Origin of the sequence: Kistimonas asteriae (genome assembly GCF_018263925.1) — a bacterium.
Taxonomy (GTDB): Bacteria; Pseudomonadota; Gammaproteobacteria; order Pseudomonadales; family Endozoicomonadaceae; genus Kistimonas; species Kistimonas asteriae.
Map to the genome: position 1 here is coordinate 142,353 of NZ_JAEVHF010000007.1, position 20,330 is coordinate 162,682.

The window sequence follows — 20,330 nt, forward strand, 5'->3', positions numbered from 1 at the left end:
CGGCGTCCCGCGGGCAGCCCGCACCCAGACAGTCAAGAGAGATAAACGCGCATGCTATCTTCCGAACGCAAACGCAGCTTCCGGGCCATCGGCCACAACCTGAAGCCCGTTGTTACCATTGCCGACAACGGCATTACCGAAGGCGTGGTTGAAGAAACCCGTCGCGCCCTGGATGATCACGAACTGATCAAGGTGAAGTTCGCCATTGGCGATCGCGATGCCAGACGCGCTGTTATTGCCGAACTCTGTGGCATCAGCAAAGCCGAACTGGTTCAGACAATCGGCAAAGTCGCCCTGATTTACAAAGCAGCCAAAGAACCCTCTCCCCGGTTGTCCAATATTCTTCGTCAGCACGGCTGAACAACCCCCAAGGCAATTTCCTGCCACGGATGACAGGAATCAGCCTTTTTCCTCACGCAGGTGCTGGACGGAATAAATCACCACAAACACGGCCAGCAATGCGATAACTGCCAGAAAGACATCGATCATCGCGGGCAGATAAACAAGACCGATAAAACCAATCGCCTGTGCAGCCATGACAGCAGCCAGTAGTTTTTCATAGGCATACCGCAAGGCCTTGAATCCGCGCTCCGCCAGACAAAAAGCCAGCACAATCCCCGTGCACACCAGCGCCAGCCCAATCATTACCTGACTCAACATGATCACGATATCCGGATACCTACCACCAGCCTGCACCAACACTGGATTCACCAGATAAGCCACTATCCAGATACCACCACACCAAAGCGTCTGCAGCAGCATCAGCGTAATGCCCGACAAACGGATAAAGGGCGCCTGCTTCTGAACCATAAAACCACCTTTATTCCGGATAAAAAAAAGCTGCCTGAACGGCAGCTTTTTACAGCGAAGTGATCAGATATGTTTCACTTCATCGATTTCATACTCCACACTGCCTTTCGGCGTCTGGACAACGGCGACATCGCCCTCTTCCTTACCAATCAGCGCACGGGCAATAGGGGATGACACAGAAATCTTGCCTTCCTTAATGTCCGCTTCATCTTCACCAACGATTTTGTACACTGCCGGTTCATCCGTGCTGGTGTTGATCAGCGAAACCGTCACACCAAAAATTACCTTGCCGGTATTTTCGATGGTGGTGATATCAATCACCTGCGCATTGGACAGCTTGCCTTCCAGCTCCTGAACACGGCCTTCATTAAAGCTCTGCTGCTCCCGGGCAGCGTGGTATTCAGCATTCTCTTTCAAATCACCCAGCTCACGGGCTTCTGCGATCGCTTCCGCGATACGGGCCCGATCCCCTGTTTTACGGCGGTGCAACTCCTCGCGGAGTGCCTGTTCACTCTCCACGGTCATGGGAAAACGCTTCATCCAGCAATACCCTTATGTAAATCCTGTAGACGTCTGACACTTTTTTCCGGCCCAAAACAGATGGCCTGGGCTATCGCCTCGGCACCCGCCATCGTGGTGGTATAGAGGACCTTGTGTGTGAGTGCGGATCGCCGAATTGTATAAGAATCGGCTATCGCCTGGCGACCCTCTGTAGTATTAACCACTAGAGAGATTTCGCCATTCACGATCATGTCGACAAGATGGGGACGTCCTTCCTTGACCTTATTCACCACCGTCACAGGAATACCTTCTTCCTTAAGGACCGCAGCCGTTCCACGGGTCGCCAGCAGATCAAACCCTGCCGCCAACAGCAATCGTGCGACCGCCGGGGCATGCAGTTTATCCCGCTCGCGGACACTGAGAATGGCCCGTCCGCCACTGGGTAATGCCATCTTCACCGCCAACTGCGCTTTCGCATACGCTTCCGGGAAGGATTCACCAGCGCCCATGACCTCACCGGTAGACTTCATTTCCGGCCCAAGGATGGGATCCACGCTCGGGAACTTGTTGAACGGGAAGACGGCTTCCTTCACATACCAGCTATCAGGAATAATCTCTTTCTCAAAACCAAGTTCCTTCAGCGTTTTCCCCGCCATGACACGCGCCGCCACCTTGGCCAGGGACAACCCGATACACTTGGAGACAAACGGCACGGTCCGGGAAGCCCGCGGATTGACCTCAATGACATAGATCTCATCATCCTGAATGGCCAGCTGGACATTCATCAGACCAACAACCCCCAGCTCCAGCGCCATGCTGCGCACCTGCTCACGAACCTGATCCTGAACCGCTTCACTCAAGCTATATGGCGGCAGGGAACAGGCCGAGTCACCGGAATGTATGCCGGCTTGCTCGATGTGCTGCATGATCGCACCGATGACAACCTGCTTACCATCACAGACCGCATCCACGTCCACTTCGACTGCGTGCGTCAGGAAATAGTCCAGAAGCACAGGACTTTCATTAGAGACCTGAACCGCTTCACTCATGTATCGCGCCAGATCTTCTTGCGCATTGACGATCTCCATGGCGCGTCCGCCCAGCACATAAGAGGGACGAACCACCAGCGGATAACCGATTTCCTCAGCCTTGAGCATCGCCTCGTCCACACTGCGCACGGTCGCATTAGGCGGCTGCCTGAGCCCCAGCTTCTCGATCATCTGCTGGAAACGCTCGCGATCCTCAGCCCGGTCGATAGCCTCCGGTGACGTACCGATAATCGGTACGCCGGCAGCTTCCAGGGCACGGGCCAGCTTCAGGGGCGTCTGACCACCATATTGAACAATCACACCTGCCGGCTTTTCGACGTCAACAATGGCCAGCACATCCTCAAGGGTTACCGGTTCGAAATAGAGACGATCCGATGTGTCATAGTCTGTGGAAACCGTCTCAGGGTTGCAGTTAACCATAATGGTTTCATAGCCATCTTCCCGCATGGCCAGCGCCGCATGAACGCAGCAGTAATCAAACTCGATTCCTTGACCAATCCGGTTTGGCCCGCCACCAATGACCATGATTTTCTGACGATCTGAAGGCGCAGCCTCACACTCCTCGTCATAGGAGGAATACATATAGGCCGTCGATGAGGCAAACTCTGCGGCACAGGTATCCACACGCTTGAACACCGGATGGATATTCTGTGACTGTCGATACTCCCGGAACTCACACTCACCGACATTCAACAACGCAGCCAGGCGAGCATCACTGAAGCCTTTGCGCTTGAGACGGTAAACCCAATCTGCCTCCAGGGCACTCAGCGAGATTCCAGCCAGCGCCCGCTCTTCGCGAACCAGATCTTCAATCTGCACCAGGAACCATCGATCAATCGCTGTCAGATCAAAGACATCATCCAGAGAGAATCCAGCCCTGAACGCATCAGCCACATACCAGATACGCTCGGCCCGCGGCGTCACCAGCCCTTCACGGATACGCTCAGGCGCATCGGCATCATCAATATTCAGTTGTGGATCAAAACCATCGGAACCCACTTCCAGCCCCCGCAGCGCTTTCTGCATGGATTCCTGGAAATTACGACCAATCGCCATCACCTCACCCACAGACTTCATCTGCGTCGTCAGCCGATCATCCGCCTGCGGGAACTTCTCAAAGGCAAACCTCGGGATTTTTGTGACAACGTAGTCAATCGCCGGTTCAAAGGACGCCGGCGTCACGCCGCCGGTAATATCATTCTGCAATTCATCCAGCGTATAGCCGATCGCCAGTTTCGCAGCGACCTTGGCAATCGGGAAACCTGTCGCCTTGGACGCCAGTGCTGAGGAACGGGAAACCCGCGGGTTCATTTCGATAACCACCATCCGGCCATTCTCCGGATTGATACCGAACTGAACATTGGAGCCGCCGGTTTCCACACCGATCTCACGCAATACCGCCAGGGAGGCATTACGCATGATCTGGTATTCTTTATCCGTCAGCGTCTGCGCCGGTGCGACAGTAATGGAGTCACCGGTATGCACGCCCATAGGATCGAAATTCTCAATCGCACAGACAATGATGCAGTTGTCATTCCGATCCCGCACCACCTCCATTTCGTACTCTTTCCAGCCAATCAGCGATTCATCGATCAACAATTCGGACGTCGGGGAAAGATCCAGCCCCCGCTCACAGATTTCCTCAAATTCGTCGCGGTTATAGGCAATACCCCCACCAGCGCCCCCCATTGTGAACGAGGGGCGAATAATGCAGGGGAAGCCCAGCTTACTGACAACCTGCAACGCCTCATCCATTGAATGGGCAATACCGGATCGGGGTGTTTCCAGGCCAATATGTTTCATGGCCTTATCAAACAGGTTACGGTCTTCAGCTTTGTCGATGGTCGCCGCATTCGCGCCAATCATTTCGACGTCATATTTTTCCAGCACGCCCTTGTGATTAAGATCCAGGGCACAGTTCAGTGCGGTCTGTCCGCCCATGGTGGGCAACAACACATCCGGCCGTTCTTTTTCAATGATTTTCTCGACAGTTTCCCAGCGAATAGGCTCGATATAGGTGGCATCCGCCATCGCCGGATCAGTCATGATGGTAGCTGGGTTGGAATTGACCAGAATGACCCGGTATCCCTCCTCCTTTAGCGCCTTGCAGGCCTGGGCACCGGAATAGTCGAACTCACAGGCCTGGCCAATCACGATGGGGCCGGCGCCTAGGATCAGTATGCTCTGGATGTCTGTACGCTTGGGCATGGTATTCTTCTGAATTCTTGCTGGTTGCCAAAGGCCGGGGTCACCGGCCTCCACCTGATAACGCGTGGTAACACGGGTTTATCGTCGTTCCGCCATCATGGTGACAAAGCGGTCGAACAGTGGCGCTACATCATGGGGACCAGGACTCGCTTCCGGGTGTCCCTGGAAGCTGAACGCCGGCCGGTCAGTACGCTCAACCCCCTGCAGCGAACCATCGAACAGGGACTTGTGTGTAGGCTTGAGGTAGCCTGGAAGACTGCCTTCTGACACCGCAAACCCATGGTTCTGGCTGGTGATCATCACTACCCCAGTAGACAAATCCTGAACCGGATGGTTCGCACCGTGATGCCCGAATTTCATCTTTTCTGTTTCTGCACCACTGGCCAGCGCCAGCAACTGATGCCCCAGACAAATACCAAATACGGGAAGATCCGTTTTCAGAATGGTCTGAATGGCTTCAATGGCGTAATCGCAAGGCTCCGGGTCGCCCGGTCCATTGGAGAGAAAGACACCGTCGGGATTCATGGCCAGCACATCGGCGGCCGATGTCTGGGCAGGCACCACGGTCAACCGACAGCCACGAGCCGCCAGCATACGCAAGATGTTGCGCTTCACACCAAAGTCATAGGCCACCACATGGAAATCCGCATGAGCCTGATCGGGATGGCTGTCCGTCTCCAGCTGCCAGACGGACTGTATCCATGGATAGGTTGTATCAGTTGTCACTTCCTTCGCCAGATCCATTCCCTTGAGACCGGGGAACTGGCCAGCCAGCTCAAGCGCTCGTTCGGAAGTAGCAGCCTTACCGGCAATGATGCAACCGTTCTGGGCGCCTTTTTCCCGTAGAATACGGGTCAGCCGACGGGTATCAATATCCGCGATGGCAACGATATTGCGTTCTTTCAGGTATTCATCAAGCGACTGCTGGTTACGCCAATTGCTGGCGAGCAGCGGCAAATCCCGGATCACAAGCCCGGCTGCCCAGACCTGAGACGCTTCTTCGTCTTCAGGCGTAGTGCCGGTATTACCAATGTGGGGATAGGTGAGAGTAACGATTTGTCGAGCGTAAGAAGGATCGGTAAGAATTTCCTGATATCCGGTCATGGCGGTATTGAATACCACCTCACCACTGGTTTCACCATCTGCACCAATGGCAACCCCCTGGAAAATACTTCCGTCCTCCAGAGCGAGAATGGCTGGTCTGCTCAAGGCGTCCTCCCCGTACTGACTGCGTTTTTGCTGCACTGTTATTCTGGTCGTAAAAAAGCGAGATGCAACCAAGTTCCATCTCGCTTTTTCATGAATACTGCCTGAATGCGCCTTATTCTTTCCCGAGTCAGTCATCCTGACCCAACCCGGCGCAAATTTTCAGCATCCTACCAGAAGCTTGGCCTGATAGCTATAAATACCTATTCACCCTTAGCAACACACTAACCAATCTGCAAGCATCACTGACCTGCAGCTGACAACTAACGCAGCCCCAACACATCCTGCATATCAAACAGACCGTGTTTTTTACCCGCCAGCCAGGCGGCCGCCCTGACGGCGCCACGGGCAAACGTCATTCGACTGCTGGCCTTATGGGTAATTTCTACCCGCTCACCTTCAGCAGCAAACATCACCGTATGCTCGCCGACGATGTCACCTGCCCGGACGGTGGAAAAACCAATCGTATTACGATCACGGGCACCTGTCTGTCCTTCACGTCCGTAGACCGCGCAGGTTTTCAAATCCCGACCCAGGGTTTCTGCAACCACTTCCCCCATTCTCAATGCGGTGCCGGATGGTGCATCCACCTTATGGCGGTGATGGGCTTCAATGACTTCAATATCGACATCATCTCCCAGCACCTTCGCCGCCATTTCCAGCAGCTTGAACACCAGATTCACACCCACCCCCATGTTGGGCGCAAATACCACAGGAGTGGTTTCAGCAGATGCTTTCAGCGTTTCTTTCTGCGCATCGCTCAACCCGGTCGTACCGATAACGATCCCTTTGCCATGTTCACAGCACAGGGCAACATTCTTGAGCGTGTAATCCGGGGCAGTAAAATCAATGACCACATCAAAGTCCGCCACATGAGCAGACAGGTCTGACACCAGACTCACACCCACTTTTCCAATACCGGCCAACTCACCGGCATCCGCCCCGATCAATGAGCTGTCCGGACGATCAACAGCAACGGTCAGCTTGACACCTTCAGTCTGATGCAGCGCGGCAACCAGTGTTTTTCCCATACGACCGGCGGCACCAACTACAGCAACGTTTGTCATGTCTCTGCCTCTTATTGATCTATGCAGTTGAAAGGCATGGAGTCTAACCGCTACAGTGCAAACAGCAACCCCGCGCCCCTTATTAGCAAGGCGGCGCAATGTTTCCTATCCGTAACAAGCAGTTCATCCATGAATATTCTGTCGATTCAGTCCCATGTCGCTTACGGCCATGCCGGCAACAGCTCCGCGATCTTCCCGCTCCAGCGTATGGGGCTTGAGGTCTGGCCAGTACATACCGTGATGTTTTCCAACCATACCGGTCATGGCGCCTGGCGCGGCCCCGTGATTGCGGCAGATACTGTCCGTGATGTCATCACCGGCATTGAAGAGCGTGGTGCTTTACCGAACTGCAGTGCCGTGTTGTCTGGCTATATGGGCTCAGCCGATATTGGCGACGTCATTCTTGAAGCTGTAGAGAAAGTTAAAGCCGCCAACCCTGAAGCCATCTACTGCTGTGACCCTGTAATTGGCGATTATGGCCGTGGCGTGTTTGTTCGTGAAGGTATCCCCGAATTCTTTCGGGATAATGTGATCACCCACGCAGATATCCTGACACCCAATCAGTTCGAACTGGAATTACTGACCGGGCAGGCCGTCACAAACCTGGACAGCGCCTTGTCTGCGGCCCATGCCCTGCGGGAAACCGGGGCCGATATCGTCCTGGTCACCAGCCTGGAACGGGAAAACACGGACCCAACCAAGATTGAAATGCTGGCAGTGAGCAACGATGGCGCCTGGCTGGTCGAAACCCCGAAGTTGGTGTTTCCAATACCTCTGAATGGTTCCGGTGATGCCACGACAGCACTGTTCCTGGCGCACTACCTCAAGCACCGAAATGTCCGTTCCGCACTGGAGCATATTGCCGGAGCCATCTACGCCCTGTTTGAAACCACATGGCGAGCTGAAAGCCGTGAGCTGACGCTGATAGCGGCCCAGGATTTTCTGGTCGCACCACCCAAAACATTTACTGCCGTTGATGTCACAGACATTCGCTAAGAACATCAATCAGCGAATGTGGCCAGGCTGATCCCGGACAGAGATATTACAGGGATAAGTCCCCGTATCTTCACCGGCACAGGCCTGGTCAACCGGTGGTAAAGAGAAGCCATCATCAGACGCAAAACGCCCATCCGGATGATCCTCCAACCAGACATGGATCATTTCCGGCGTCCGATTGGTCAGAACACCGGATGGACACAGTCCGTCACTGCCAGGCAAAGCCAGGCTGAATTCATGCTCTGGCAGGCGGTCCGGAAAACAGAAATTAAAGTTGAATATGTGATAATGCCACTGCGTCAGCCCCCCGCCAGGCTGGGGACCTGAACGGTTGATATCACAGGACTCGCAGGTCGCCAGAAACATGGCCCCAATCAGCCGCTTACCGCTGTAAATAAGCACTTCCGGGCGTTCTGGATTCATAACCTGGTCATCGTAGAGATATTCTTTCTTTGCATAGTGCCCTGGCAGATACCAGGAAAATCCGTCATTAATTGCCTGTTCAAAATCGTGCCATCGCCGCAGACTAACCGTCTGACGAATTTGACTGACCAACTCATCAGCAGCTTGCTTCTGCCTACTCTCTACCGGTGTGCCTTCAAAACGGTTAACTTCATAAATCCCTTCATCGCCGCTCTCAATAAAATGGGGCTGATTCAGATTAACCGGCTTTTTTGCCCACTGACTGGCATTGGGGTTTGCAGAACACATGAAGACCGTCTCCGTGTTGCTATCACGGGCATCAGCCTTCTGCACCCCGTCACCCGTTCGTATACCCAACCATTGACTCACCGCCACCGTGAATAGAAAAACAGTGACAAACACCACCGTCGCTTGCAGCAGAAACCGCCGAACAGAAGACGGAGAGCCAAAGAAGGTATTGATGCGCGACATATTGCGGGCACCTTATAGTTGCACTATGTAGTAAGTTCTTCGCGCAGCACTGCAAATACTTGAGTCGCTTTCCCTGTGCCCGACTACTTCACTGACACAATGCGCGTTATTCACGCAAAAAAAATGGCCGGCAATATTGCCGGCCATTTCATCGTTCAACGGGACACTCAGGACGTCATATTATCGAAAAACTTTTTGACCCCCTCGAAGAATGACTTCTTCTGAGGCGAGTGGTTATTGCTTTCATCTTCAAAAGACTTCTGCAACTGCTGGAGCAAGTCTTTCTGATGAGACGTCAGGTTAACTGGCGTTTCCACCATGACCTTGCAGATCAGGTCTCCGACGCCACCGCCACGTACTGGCGGAACCCCTTTGCCACGCATACGGAACATCTTGCCGGTCTGGGTTTCTGCTGGAATCTTCAGTTTGACCTTGCCGTCCAGCGTTGGGACTTCCAACTCACCACCCAGTGCCGCATCAATAATGGAAATAGGCACTTCGCAGTAGAGATGTTTGCCATCACGCTGGAAAATCGGATGCTCACGCACTTCCATCTGGACATACAGGTCGCCGGCCGGGCCGCCGTTGGCACCCGCTTCGCCCTCACCGGACAAGCGAATTCTGTCACCAGTATCGACACCCGCGGGCACTTTCACAGACAGTGTCTTGTATTCACGGATGCGTCCTTCACCGTGACAATCAGGACAGGGATCCTTGATCACCTGACCGGAGCCATGACACTCTGGACAGGTCTGCTGAACAGTGAAAAAGCCCTGCTGCATCCGCACCTGGCCATGACCTGCACACGTAGAACAGGTAACCGGTGAACTGCCTTTCTTCGCACCGGAACCGTGGCAGGTATTGCACTCAACCAGTGTAGGAATCCGAATTTTCTTGGTCGTACCGCGAACGGCTTCTTCCAGATCCAGGTCCAGGGAATAACGCAGGTCTGCACCACGCTGAACACTGGAGCGTCCGCGCCCACCGCCGCCTGCGCCACCAAAGATATCCCCGAATACATCACCGAAGATATCACTGAAATTACCAAAGCCACCGGCACCAGCGCCTGCCCCCATATTGGGATCAACGCCCGCATGGCCATACTGGTCATAAGCCGCACGCTTTTGAGGATCAGACAGGATCTCGAAAGCCTCGTTCACTTCCTTGAACTTTTCTTCCGCTTCCTTATCGCCGGTATTACGATCCGGATGGAACTTCATCGCCATACGGCGATAAGCCTTCTTTATCTCTTTTTCACCGACGTCCCGGGAAACCCCGAGCACCTCATAGTAATCTCTTTTGGACATAACCACTCAACCTGGTGCCTGCTGCGCGTCGCAGTGCCTGTACTTCAATGTGTATCCAGCCTGATCTGCGCTCATGGCTGCTGTTCAATAAACGACAACGCGGGACCAAAGCCCGCGTTGCCGTATGGTATCTCGCCACAAAACCAGCCCGTAACCGGACTGGTTTTGTTGATGGCGCTCTGCATGCAGCAGGCGGACTTACTTCTTCTCGTCCTTGACTTCTTCAAACTCAGCATCGACAACGTCGTCGTCTTTCTTGCCTTCACCCTGAGGCTGCTCAGCGCCTTCACCCTGTGCAGACTGCTCAGCGTACATTTTCTGTGCCAGAGACGCAGACGCCTGACTCAGCGCGTTGGTCTTCTCCTCGATCAGCGCCTTATCATCGCCCTTGATCGCTTCTTCCAATTCCTTGGCAGCCGTTTCAATGGCGGTCTTCTCTTCTTCGGTTGCCTTGTCACCGGCTTCCTGCAGAGTCTTACGGGTTGCGTGAACCAAACCGTCGGCGGTATTACGAACCTGCGCTAACTCTTCGAACTTACGGTCTTCCTCAGCATTCGCTTCAGCATCCTTGACCATTTGATCAATCTCTTCATCACTCAGACCAGAAGAGGCCTTGATGACGATGGACTGCTCCTTACCGGTGGCCTTGTCCTTGGCAGACACGTTCAGAATACCGTTGGCGTCCAAGTCGAAGGAGACTTCGATTTGCGGCATGCCACGAGGCGAAGGAGGAATATCAGACAGGTTGAACTGGCCCAGGGACTTGTTGTCGCCGGAACGCTTACGCTCACCCTGCAGAACGTGAATGGTTACCGCGTTCTGGTTGTCTTCCGCAGTAGAGAACACCTGCGACTTCTTGGTCGGGATAGTAGTGTTCTTTTCGATCAGCGCTGTCATCACGCCACCCATGGTTTCAATACCCAGGGTCAGCGGCGTCACATCCAGCAGCAGTACGTCGGTACGGTCACCGGACAGTACACCACCCTGCAGCGCAGCACCCATGGCTACAGCTTCATCCGGGTTGACGTCCTTACGGGCTTCCTTACCGAAGAACTCAGCCACTTTCTGCTGAACCATCGGCATACGGGTCTGACCACCAACTAGGATGACTTCATCAATGCTGGACAGATCCAGTTCCGCATCCTTGACCGCCTGACGGCAAGGTTCCAGAGAACGGGCAACCAGGTCTTCTACCAGTGATTCCAGCTTGGCACGGGTCACTTTGACGTTAAGGTGCTTGGGACCGGTTGCATCGGCAGTGACGTAAGGCAGGTTAACGTCGGTCTGCTGGGCAGAAGACAGTTCAATCTTCGCCTTCTCAGCCGCTTCTTTCAGACGCTGCATGGCCAGCGGATCGCCTTTCAGGTCGATCCCTTGGTCTTTCTTGAACTCATCCGCCAGATAATTAATCATGCGCATGTCAAAATCTTCACCACCCAGGAAGGTGTCACCGTTGGTGGACAACACTTCAAACTGGTGCTCGCCGTCAACGTCGGCAATCTCAATGATGGAGATATCGAACGTACCACCACCCAGGTCATAAACGGCGATGGTTTGATCGCCGGCTTTCTTGTCGATACCGTAGGCCAGCGCTGCAGCTGTCGGCTCGTTGATGATCCGCTTGACTTCCAGACCGGCGATACGGCCAGCATCCTTGGTTGCCTGACGCTGAGCATCGTTGAAGTAAGCCGGTACCGTGATGACTGCTTCGGTAACCTTATCACCCAAGTAGTCTTCCGCAGTCTTCTTCATCTTCTTCAGGATCTCGGCAGAGATCTGCGGCGGTGCCATCTTCTGACCCTTGGCTTCGATCCAGGCGTCACCGTTATCGGCCTTGACGATCTTGTAAGGGACCATTTCGATATCTTTCTGAACTTCATCGTCTTCAAAACGACGACCGATCAGACGCTTGATCGCGTACAGGGTATTATCCGGGTTGGTTACCGCCTGACGCTTGGCCGGCATACCGACCAGCGTTTCACCATCGTTGGTGTATGCGATGATGGAAGGCGTAGTACGTGCGCCTTCAGCATTCTCGATAACCTTGACCTGACCACCGTCCATCACTGCCACACAGGAGTTGGTGGTGCCCAGGTCGATGCCGATTATTCTGCCTTTGCTGTTATTGCTCATTGAAAACCCTCTCTCATCGCTTCGCCTGTGCGAAGGTCTGAATCATCTAATTACAATTACAAATACTGTGAATTCCGTGGCATGCTGCCATGCCAGCCCGGTCTCAGTGTGTCTCACCGATCAATGTACCGTCGCATCCCGGGACGCGTCAGTCTGACCTTACACCCGGTTACTGGCCTCTTGCTTTGCTATATGGGAACCGTCTGTCATCATTTCAAGGCTTAAATTCAAATCTCTTTGATCCGCCGATCAAACAGGCGAATTCCCAGGCCTCTCAGCCGCTCAAACCGCGGCAGGCGCCTTGGCCACCACCACCATGGCAGGACGAATCAGGCGACCATGCAGTGTATAGCCCTTCTGGAACACATTCAGCACCGAACCAGGCTCCTGGTCAGGGCTTTCAATCTGGCTCATGGCCTGGTGTAGCTGTGGGTCGAAGGGCTCGCCCACCGGATTCACCTGCTCAACACTGAATTTCTGTAGGGTGTCCAGAAACAGCTTCAGCGTCAGCTCCATGCCTTCCTTCATCGCCTCATGACTGCCTTCAGCGGCATCGGCACTTTCCAGTCCGCGTTCCAGGCTGTCGACGACAGGCAGCAATGACTCTGCAAACTTCTCCAGGCCGAACTTGTGGGCTTTTTCCACATCCTGCTGCGCACGACGCTTCACATTCTGGGCATCAGCATGGACGCGCATCACCTGATCCTGCGCCTTGCCTAACTCTTCCTGCGCCTTGGTCAGTTCAGCCTGTAGCGCTGCCAGGGAAACCTCAGCATTGCCCTCTTCAGCCGCTTCAGCCCCTTCTACCGGACCGGTCTTTTGATCGTCGGCAGCGGCCTGAGCCTTAACCTGCTCTTCTGCTTCAGATGGGGTTTGCTCAGTTTTGATATCGTCTTCCGCCATTTCGAATCTCCGACTCTATTAATTGACTGCACGTGTCAATGAAATCTGGTAATGCATCGCGATATGGGGGCAGTTTGTGACGATTCAAGGCTCAGCCGTAAAAGAAGAAATAATTGCGAGCCTACCCTGACAACCCTGTCATTCCGACTGACAAAGGGATACCACCACAGCTTGGGAAAATGCAGGCACTATTCCCATAAAAATGAAATTCACGACTTGCGCCCCTTAAAAAATACTGTATAAATAATCAGGAATAACCCTGCGGACGCGCTGCGATGCTCACTCATCTGTCCATCAGTAACTACGCCATCGTTGACCAGCTGGACCTTGACCTTACACAGGGCATGACCGTTATTACCGGCGAAACCGGCGCCGGCAAGTCCATTATGCTTGACGCCCTGGGACTCGCCATCGGCGACCGTACCGAACCTGACAGTGTCCGAACCGGCAGCGAGCGCGCCGATATCCGCGCCACCTTTGATCTTGCTCATTGCCCTGACGCACAAGCCTGGCTGGCATCCCGCGAACTGGATGCAGGTGACGAGTGCATTCTTCGCCGTACCATCACCCGCGAAGGGCGCAGCCGCGGCTACATCAATGGCACACCGTCGCCGCTGGCCGATTTACGTCAGATTGGCGAAATGCTGCTGGATATTCATAGCCAGCATGAACATCAATCGCTACTCAAACCCGCCACCCACCGCCGACTACTGGACGGTTATGCCGGAAGCAACGCACTGGCGGCAACGGTTAGCCAGATCTGGCGACAATGGCACCATTGCCATACACGCATTCAAACCCTTAGAAACGCCAGCGAAGAGCAAAGCGCCCGTCTTCAACTTCTGAGCTATCAGGTAGAAGAGCTGGAACAGCTAAACCTGGGCAAAGATGAGCTGGAGCAACTCGAACAAGAGCAGAAGCGACTGGCCAATGCCACCAGCTCTCTGCAAGCCTGTGACCAGGTGCTGACCCTCTGCGCAGAGGACGATAACAGCAATATCGTGCACCAGCTCAGCGCCTGCCAGAATCTGCTTGCCGAATTAAATCTCGACAGTCAGCCCATACAGGATGCTATTGAACTGATCAGCTCTGCGCAGATTCAGGTCGAGGAATGTTGCAACGAATTACGCCACTTCATGGATGGTTTCGATGATGACCCTGAACGGTTGCCCGAAATAGAAAAGCGTTTATCCGCCATCTATTCACTGGCTCGCAAACACCATATCCAGCCCTCTGAATTGCATACCTTACATAGGGAATTGCAGAACGAACTGTCATCCCTGCAAAACAGTGATGACCAGATTGATCAGCTTCAGGAAGAACTCCAATTACTGGAGAAACAGTATAAAGCGACAACCGACAAATTATCCGTCAAACGCCAGAAAGGTGCTTTGAAACTGGCCAAAGCCGTTATCCGTCACATACGCGACCTGGGTATGCCTGCCGGAGAATTCAAAGTCGAGCTGACCACCATCAACGGTGAGTTCCGCCCCCACGGCAATGAGGACATTCAGTTCCTGGTCACCAGCAACCCCGGCATGCCTGCCCGCCCCTTGCACAAGGTAGCGTCTGGCGGAGAGCTGTCGCGCATCAGTCTGGCGATACAGGTCATCACAGCCAAAAGCTGTCAGATCCCCACACTGGTCTTCGATGAAGTGGATGTCGGTATCGGTGGTGGCACAGCAGAAATTGTGGGTCGCCTGCTGCGGGAACTGGGCAGCCATGGTCAGGTGCTCTGCGTAACCCATCAGCCACAGGTCGCTTCACAGGGCCATCAGCACTTGCATGTTTCCAAGCAACACAGCAAGGCCACAACGCGCACACAGATCCATGAGCTGCAGGAAGAACGTCGTACCCAGGAAATTGCCCGTATGCTCGGCGGAGTAACACTGACCGACCACACTGTGGCTCATGCACGAGAGATGATCGAGCGCGCTCAGACATCAACAGCCAGCTGAGCGCACCAGCAATACTTTCGGGAAAGAAAAAGAAATACGTGCCTATTCCAGGCTGGCGGTCGCCAGCCCTAACAACGCCGTTGTGATACCGCTCAGGTCAAAACGATGCTGGCCAGCGTGTTCACTACTGACGTCCACATAGGAATAGCTGCCTTGCAATCCAGAGAGTGCCGCAATCAAATCAACATCACCGGTTTTCAATACGATATGGGTGTCTGTTCGCCGCAGCACATGGAACTCAGTAGTATAAGGTTTCTTTTCCGGTAGCGTGAAAATAAGATCTGCCGTATCAGCCACACCGGCTTTGGCGGGCAGCGTAATCACCAGCGACAAGTCACCACTTCGATCCTGCGCCACAAATATAGCGAGTGTTGGTGCAACAATATTTCCTGCAATCATCATATCTGGCAGTATGTCCAGCGCTCCATAATGGCGCCAGTCACTGTTGGCGGGCAATGACAGAATTGCCATCAAAACTGTCAGTATGCAGCACTGTCTCCATGACATATGCATCACCGGATCGTTATTTTTCGTCATTAGTCAAACATCAATGCCATTCCTAATGATGATAGCCCTATAAGGCAAAGACCTGCAGCCTATTGCCATCATTTTTTAACAACCTAACGACACATGACTTGTAGATAGCACTGAAATTGAAGAAAGGAGCAGGCAAGCAGAAAGCGCTGGATGACCGATATCAACGGCAACCAAGGGCGTTGGACGAGGGACCACACCAGGCAGCCCCAACAGATCTGAGATCGTTATCCGTTATTTTTTCTTGGGGCGGACATAAAGAACCAGGTTATGATCCACCAACTCATAACCATGCTTTTCAGCAATATCTTTCTGGATACGCTCAATTTCGTGGTTGGTGAACTCAACAATTTTGCCGGTTTCCATACAGACCATATGGTCATGATGCTCACCCCGGGAGAGTTCAAAGACGGAGTGCCCGCCATCAAAATTATGGCGCACCACCAAGCCTGCTGACTCAAACTGTGTCAGTACGCGGTATACCGTTGCCAGGCCGACATCGTCATCCGCCTCGATCAGCGCCTTATATACATCTTCAGCACTCATATGGCGGTCATCTGCACTTTCCAGAATCTGCAGAATTTTTACGCGGGGCAGGGTAACTTTCAGCCCGGCTTTACGCAGCTCTTGATTTTCCAACTGAGTAATCCTTTATTTAACCCCTGAAAATGTATAAATTGTCATTATCTCATTTCCGTCGAAGATAGTGGAAGTCCCTGGACGATGCAAAAGTACCTGAAATTACCGGCCTTGACTATAACTGCAGCGTTAATGGGCGGTTGCTCCTGGTTCTCTGACGATAGCGACTTCACGATGGTCAGCTTTCCCGGAGTCTACAAGATCAATATCCAGCAAGGTAATATCATTACCCAGGATATGATCAACCAACTCAAGCCGGGCATGACCCGCAGTCAGGTGGCCTATGTCATGGGCACGCCTCTGCTGCCTGACAGCTTCGACAAGGATCGCTGGGACTACATCTACACCCTGAAACCAGGTGGCAAAGAGCGTACCCAGCAGACCCTGTCCCTCTTCTTCGACGAAGACAAGCTGACCCGCTTCACCGGTGACTTCCGTCCAGAGATCAACCAGGAAGCCAGCACTCACGCACAAAGTGATGCTCAGGATGCTGCAGACAGCATCATGAAAAAACAGGCTGAAGATGAACTTTAACCGGGAATAAGGTATTTCAGGATATAAAAAAGGAGGCTTATAGCCTCCTTTTTTATATCACACCCAAACCCGATGACTAATCGGACTCCTTGGCCAACCGGGCTTTTTCAGCCCGGCGCTTGCGAACTTCTTTCGGATCGACAATCAGGGGACGATAGATTTCAACCCGATCCCCACCTTGCAATACCTGCTCACGGGGCTTGGCAACCATTTTTCCAAACAGCCCCATTTTGGCCGTTTCCAGATCAATCTCAGGAAACTGCCCCACTATCCCTGATGCGATGGCGGCATCGTAAACCGTGGCGCCTGCCGGCACCGTGACCGGGATAATAGCCTGCCGATCCGGGCGGGCATACGCGACTTCTACGTGGATTTCAGTCACGCTCGTAGCCTCAACCATAAACTTCATCTGCCCGCTTGCAGAACGCATCCACCATAAGGTTGGCCGCCTGATCCAGCACCTTGCCTACGGTGGATTTCAGCATGGCATTATCCATATCAAAGGTCAGATCCAATACCACTTTGCAGGCATCTTCCATCAACGGCTTAAAGTGCCAGACTCCGGACAACGCCGTAAACGGCCCTTCTACCAGGCGCATTTCGATAAAGCGGTCGACCTCAAGCTTGTTACGGGTCACAAAGCTCTGGGTGACGCCGCCCTTGCTGACATCGACCCGTGCCTCCATCCAGTCGTCGCCCCGCCCCAGCACTTCCGTCCCGACACACCAGGGCAGAAACTGGGGGTAGGCAGTCACATCATTCACCAGACCATACATCGCGCTGGCAGAATGCATCACCAGCGCAGACCGTTGAATCGTTTTCATCCGTGACGGCGTTCCTCAGGCAATCGCCTTGTAAAGATTGGCAACAAAGATAACGAACACGCAGACCGGTGCAATCACCCGGCACAGCGCCCGCCAGAGGTTAAACCTGACCAGCGAGAGGTTCAACTCTTTGTACACCACGGAGCGCTTCATGATCCAACCCGCAAAGATGGCAATCAGCAATCCACCCAGCGGCAGCATGATATTGGCCGTGACGAAATCCAACAATTCAAACACGGTCATGCCGAACCATTGATATTCTTCACCGGACCACAGGTTGAATGAGAATACGGTACCCATACCAATCAGCCAGACCAGCGCACTGAACAGGGATGTTGCAACCAGACGACTCATGGAGAAACGCTCCGTCGCCCACGCAACGGCCGGCTCAATCAGAGAAATAGAGGAACTCAGCGCTGCCAGACTCACTAACACAAAGAACAGCACACCAAACACCTGACCACCCGGCATATGCCCAAAGGCTGTCGGCAGGGAAACGAACAACAGCCCCGGACCAGCACCCGGCTCCATGCCATTCGCAAAAACAATCGGGAAGATAGCGAGCCCCGCTACAAGGGCAACAATAGTATCCAGCACCGCGACAGTGATCACTGTGCTACCAATGGAAGCGCTCTTCGGCATGTAAGCGCCGTAAGCCATAATCGCGCCCATACCCAGACTCAGCGTAAAGAATGCATGCCCCATCGCCGCCAGCACGGCTTCCCAGGTCAGCTTACTGAAATCAAAGGAGAACAGGAAAGAGAAGCCACGGCCAAACTGATCGGTCTCAACAATGCTGTAGCCAAGCAGCACGATCAGCAGCACAAACAGCAACGGCATGATCACCCGTACACTGTTTTCCAGACCTTTGTGGATACCACGGGCAATCACCAATGCAGTCAGCACCATGAACAGGGTATGCCAAAAGGTCAGGCGAACTGGATCAGCAATCAGCGCATCAAAGTGTGCACCGACCTGTTCACCAGTGAGCCCCATCAGGACTCCAGCCCCCATATCCCAGGTAAAGGCTAAAGCCCAACCGGCAATCACACTATAAAAAGACAGAATCAGAAAGCCCGCCAGAACGCCCATCCAGCCGACCAGCGACCAGCCCCTGCCCGCATCAGACTCCCGGGCAAGTTCCCTCATAGTGACTATCGGACTATGCCGGCCATGCCGTCCGAGAACGGTTTCCGCCATCATGATCGGAATGCCGACCAGCGCGATACAGACCAGGTAGACCAGGACAAACGCCCCGCCACCATATTCGCCCGTGATAAAAGGAAATTTCCAGATATTGCCAAGACCGATGGCGGAACCTGCCGCCGCCAGAATAAAGGTCCATCGGTTGGCCCAGGTGCCAAGTGCTGCTGTTTTCTGATCGCCCATGTAAATCCTCGAACAGACGGTTACTGCGTTGCCTGTGAACAGTCGGGACTGATGCCCTCTAAGAGTGGTGAGCGTCCGATCATCGCCATCCTGTCGCCGCCATCGCGGGATTACCACGGGCAGCGGGCTCGTCTTGATACGGGGTTAATGCACCAGATCCGTCTACAGCAGCTACTACTGACGCGTTATCAGCCAGAGCGATGCAGATGAGGGAAACACTACGCCGGACACTCAGGGCACATTCTAACCACTTGCCTATAAGGTACAACCACTAAACCACTGCGCATTACCGACAAAAGCGTGTTTTCTGACACTTTTCGTTCATCGGTATCATGGCTTTTATGGTTTCTGCACGTATAATTCTCCGCCATGGCAAAGAAACCCAAAAAAGCCGGTAGCGGCGACTCAACTATCGTAGCGAACAAGAAGGCCCGTCACGACTATCACATTGATGAGACGTTCGAGGCAGGCGTTACCCTGTCCGGCTGGGAAGTCAAAAGCCTCCGCCAGGGCAAGGTGCAGCTGGTTGACAGTTATGTACTCCTGAAAGACGGCGAGGCCTGGCTGATCGGCGCCTCCATTGTTCCATTGCAGACGGCATCCACCCACGTTGTGGCCGACCCACTGCGAGATCGCAAATTACTGCTGCACAAGCGGGAACTGGCGCAGCTTTTCAGTGCCACCCAGCAAAAAGGGCATACCTGCATCTGCACCAAGATGTACTGGAAGAAGCACCTGATCAAGGTTCAGATTGCACTGGCCCGCGGCAAGAAAGAGTTCGACAAGCGCGCCACCACCAAAGAGCGTGAGTGGAATATCGAAAAACAGCGCGTTATGCATAAAGGGAATTAAGCATTAAAAATCAATAGCTTAATAGTTATTGACTTTATGCCTGTGTTTTAGAGTAGAATACTGGCAAGGTTTCGATCCGGGGGCGATTTGGATTCGACGGCGGTGACGAAACCCAAGGTGCATGTCGAGGACGTAGTGGTTCTCGTAAATCAAAACACTACAAACCTTTTAGTTGCCAATATGCAACCAAAAAACGAGCCTATGTTTAACATGGCGGCAGCTGCTGCCTAAAACATTAACTGCTGCTTAAAACCAGCACTCGTTCGATCTTCCCGGTTTGTCTGTTGACTGGGTTACTGATCGTCAAAGCAAACAGACTCGTCGTGAAGCCTGGTCTGGGGACTGATCGACTAAAACAATACAGGCTCGTTCTGCTTCACCCCGACCGCTGGGTCGTTGCAGAATTAAATCAAAGGCGGATCTAAGCATGTAGAGCCAAGGGCGGAGTATCGGCGGACGCGGGTTCAATTCCCGCCGCCTCCACCAACACCAAAAACCGACGTTTCAAACGTCGGTTTTTTTATGC

At 53.5% G+C, this 20,330-nt stretch carries 20 protein-coding genes and 1 other RNA gene; 7 read left to right on the forward strand and 14 right to left on the reverse strand.

Features of this window, described 5'->3' with window-relative positions; genetic code table 11:
- Positions 1 to 51 precede the first annotated feature (51 nt).
- Positions 52 to 360 carry a YhbY family RNA-binding protein gene (locus KHS78_RS10045; RefSeq protein ID WP_211827930.1) on the forward strand — a complete coding sequence of 103 codons (309 nt, stop codon included), beginning with the start codon at positions 52 to 54 and terminating at the stop codon, positions 358 to 360.
- A gap of 39 nt (positions 361 to 399) precedes the next feature.
- Here KHS78_RS10045 and KHS78_RS10050 read toward each other — a convergent pair whose 3' ends face one another.
- The 5 genes from KHS78_RS10050 to dapB all read right to left on the reverse strand — a co-directional run bounded on the left by KHS78_RS10050 (position 400) and on the right by dapB (position 6,841).
- A complete protein-coding gene (locus KHS78_RS10050) occupies positions 400 to 810 on the reverse strand; it encodes a hypothetical protein (RefSeq protein WP_211827932.1) in 411 nt (136 codons plus the stop codon).
- A gap of 63 nt (positions 811 to 873) precedes the next feature.
- Complete coding sequence (gene greA / locus KHS78_RS10055; protein ID WP_211827934.1) at positions 874 to 1,350, reverse strand: transcription elongation factor GreA; 477 nt, start codon at positions 1,348 to 1,350, stop codon at positions 874 to 876.
- Entirely contained in the window at positions 1,347 to 4,568 is a 3,222-nt protein-coding gene (gene carB / locus KHS78_RS10060) for a carbamoyl-phosphate synthase large subunit (RefSeq protein ID WP_211827942.1), read from the reverse strand. Before carB ends, greA begins: the two co-directional genes overlap by 4 nt.
- Positions 4,569 to 4,646: 78 nt before the next feature.
- On the reverse strand, positions 4,647 to 5,777 hold the full coding sequence (carA, locus tag KHS78_RS10065; protein ID WP_211827943.1) for a glutamine-hydrolyzing carbamoyl-phosphate synthase small subunit: 1,131 nt from the start codon (positions 5,775 to 5,777) through the stop codon (positions 4,647 to 4,649).
- Positions 5,778 to 6,037: 260 nt separating this feature from the next.
- Entirely contained in the window at positions 6,038 to 6,841 is an 804-nt protein-coding gene (dapB, locus tag KHS78_RS10070) for a 4-hydroxy-tetrahydrodipicolinate reductase (RefSeq protein ID WP_211827945.1), read from the reverse strand.
- Between the two features lie 129 nt (positions 6,842 to 6,970).
- Here dapB and pdxY point away from each other — a divergent pair, with 129 nt between their 5' ends.
- On the forward strand, positions 6,971 to 7,837 hold the full coding sequence (gene pdxY / locus KHS78_RS10075) for a pyridoxal kinase PdxY (protein WP_211827947.1): 867 nt from the start codon (positions 6,971 to 6,973) through the stop codon (positions 7,835 to 7,837).
- Positions 7,838 to 7,846: 9 nt separating this feature from the next.
- Here pdxY and KHS78_RS10080 read toward each other — a convergent pair whose 3' ends face one another.
- The 4 genes from KHS78_RS10080 to grpE all read right to left on the reverse strand — a co-directional run bounded on the left by KHS78_RS10080 (position 7,847) and on the right by grpE (position 13,074).
- A complete protein-coding gene (locus KHS78_RS10080) occupies positions 7,847 to 8,731 on the reverse strand; it encodes a hypothetical protein (protein ID WP_211827949.1) in 885 nt (294 codons plus the stop codon).
- A gap of 167 nt (positions 8,732 to 8,898) precedes the next feature.
- A complete protein-coding gene (dnaJ, locus tag KHS78_RS10085; RefSeq protein ID WP_211827951.1) occupies positions 8,899 to 10,038 on the reverse strand; it encodes a molecular chaperone DnaJ in 1,140 nt (379 codons plus the stop codon).
- Positions 10,039 to 10,236: 198 nt separating this feature from the next.
- Entirely contained in the window at positions 10,237 to 12,171 is a 1,935-nt protein-coding gene (dnaK, locus tag KHS78_RS10090; RefSeq protein WP_211827953.1) for a molecular chaperone DnaK, read from the reverse strand.
- Between the two features lie 282 nt (positions 12,172 to 12,453).
- The gene (gene grpE / locus KHS78_RS10095) at positions 12,454 to 13,074 is read right to left on the reverse strand and encodes a nucleotide exchange factor GrpE (RefSeq protein ID WP_211827955.1); all 621 of its coding nucleotides are present in this window, start codon (positions 13,072 to 13,074) and stop codon (positions 12,454 to 12,456) included.
- A gap of 275 nt (positions 13,075 to 13,349) precedes the next feature.
- Here grpE and recN point away from each other — a divergent pair, with 275 nt between their 5' ends.
- Positions 13,350 to 15,032 (forward strand): DNA repair protein RecN, encoded by a 1,683-nt coding sequence (gene recN / locus KHS78_RS10100; protein ID WP_211827957.1) that lies wholly within the window; start codon positions 13,350 to 13,352, stop codon positions 15,030 to 15,032.
- Positions 15,033 to 15,074: 42 nt separating this feature from the next.
- On the opposite strand, the gene KHS78_RS10105 is transcribed toward recN, so the two are convergent.
- Positions 15,075 to 15,503, reverse strand: a complete 429-nt coding sequence (locus KHS78_RS10105; protein ID WP_211827959.1) for a hypothetical protein — start codon at positions 15,501 to 15,503, stop codon at positions 15,075 to 15,077.
- Positions 15,504 to 15,800: 297 nt separating this feature from the next.
- The gene (gene fur / locus KHS78_RS10110; RefSeq protein WP_211827961.1) at positions 15,801 to 16,205 is read right to left on the reverse strand and encodes a ferric iron uptake transcriptional regulator; all 405 of its coding nucleotides are present in this window, start codon (positions 16,203 to 16,205) and stop codon (positions 15,801 to 15,803) included.
- 84 nt (positions 16,206 to 16,289) lie between these two features.
- Between fur and KHS78_RS10115 the strand changes: the two genes are divergently transcribed.
- Positions 16,290 to 16,739 carry an outer membrane protein assembly factor BamE gene (locus KHS78_RS10115; protein WP_211827963.1) on the forward strand — a complete coding sequence of 150 codons (450 nt, stop codon included), beginning with the start codon at positions 16,290 to 16,292 and terminating at the stop codon, positions 16,737 to 16,739.
- Between the two features lie 76 nt (positions 16,740 to 16,815).
- Here the strand turns inward: KHS78_RS10115 and KHS78_RS10120 are convergent, their stop codons facing one another.
- The 3 genes from KHS78_RS10120 to KHS78_RS10130 are packed head-to-tail and all read right to left on the reverse strand — an operon-like array spanning position 16,816 to position 18,952.
- Positions 16,816 to 17,139 (reverse strand): RnfH family protein, encoded by a 324-nt coding sequence (locus KHS78_RS10120; protein WP_211827965.1) that lies wholly within the window; start codon positions 17,137 to 17,139, stop codon positions 16,816 to 16,818.
- Positions 17,132 to 17,563: a type II toxin-antitoxin system RatA family toxin gene (locus tag KHS78_RS10125; RefSeq protein ID WP_211827967.1), complete on the reverse strand. Its 432-nt coding sequence runs from the start codon at positions 17,561 to 17,563 to the stop codon at positions 17,132 to 17,134. Before KHS78_RS10125 ends, KHS78_RS10120 begins: the two co-directional genes overlap by 8 nt.
- Before the next feature lie 15 nt (positions 17,564 to 17,578).
- Positions 17,579 to 18,952 (reverse strand): sodium-dependent transporter, encoded by a 1,374-nt coding sequence (locus KHS78_RS10130; protein ID WP_211827969.1) that lies wholly within the window; start codon positions 18,950 to 18,952, stop codon positions 17,579 to 17,581.
- Positions 18,953 to 19,003: 51 nt separating this feature from the next.
- On the opposite strand from KHS78_RS10130, the gene KHS78_RS10135 reads away from it, so the two are divergent.
- From KHS78_RS10135 to ssrA, 3 genes are all read left to right on the forward strand, one after another.
- A complete protein-coding gene (locus KHS78_RS10135) occupies positions 19,004 to 19,162 on the forward strand; it encodes a hypothetical protein (RefSeq protein ID WP_211827971.1) in 159 nt (52 codons plus the stop codon).
- Positions 19,163 to 19,321: 159 nt separating this feature from the next.
- Positions 19,322 to 19,804, forward strand: a complete 483-nt coding sequence (smpB, locus tag KHS78_RS10140; RefSeq protein ID WP_211827973.1) for an SsrA-binding protein SmpB — start codon at positions 19,322 to 19,324, stop codon at positions 19,802 to 19,804.
- A gap of 78 nt (positions 19,805 to 19,882) precedes the next feature.
- Positions 19,883 to 20,290, forward strand: a transfer-messenger RNA (tmRNA) gene (gene ssrA / locus KHS78_RS10145).
- Positions 20,291 to 20,330: the final 40 nt, after the last annotated feature.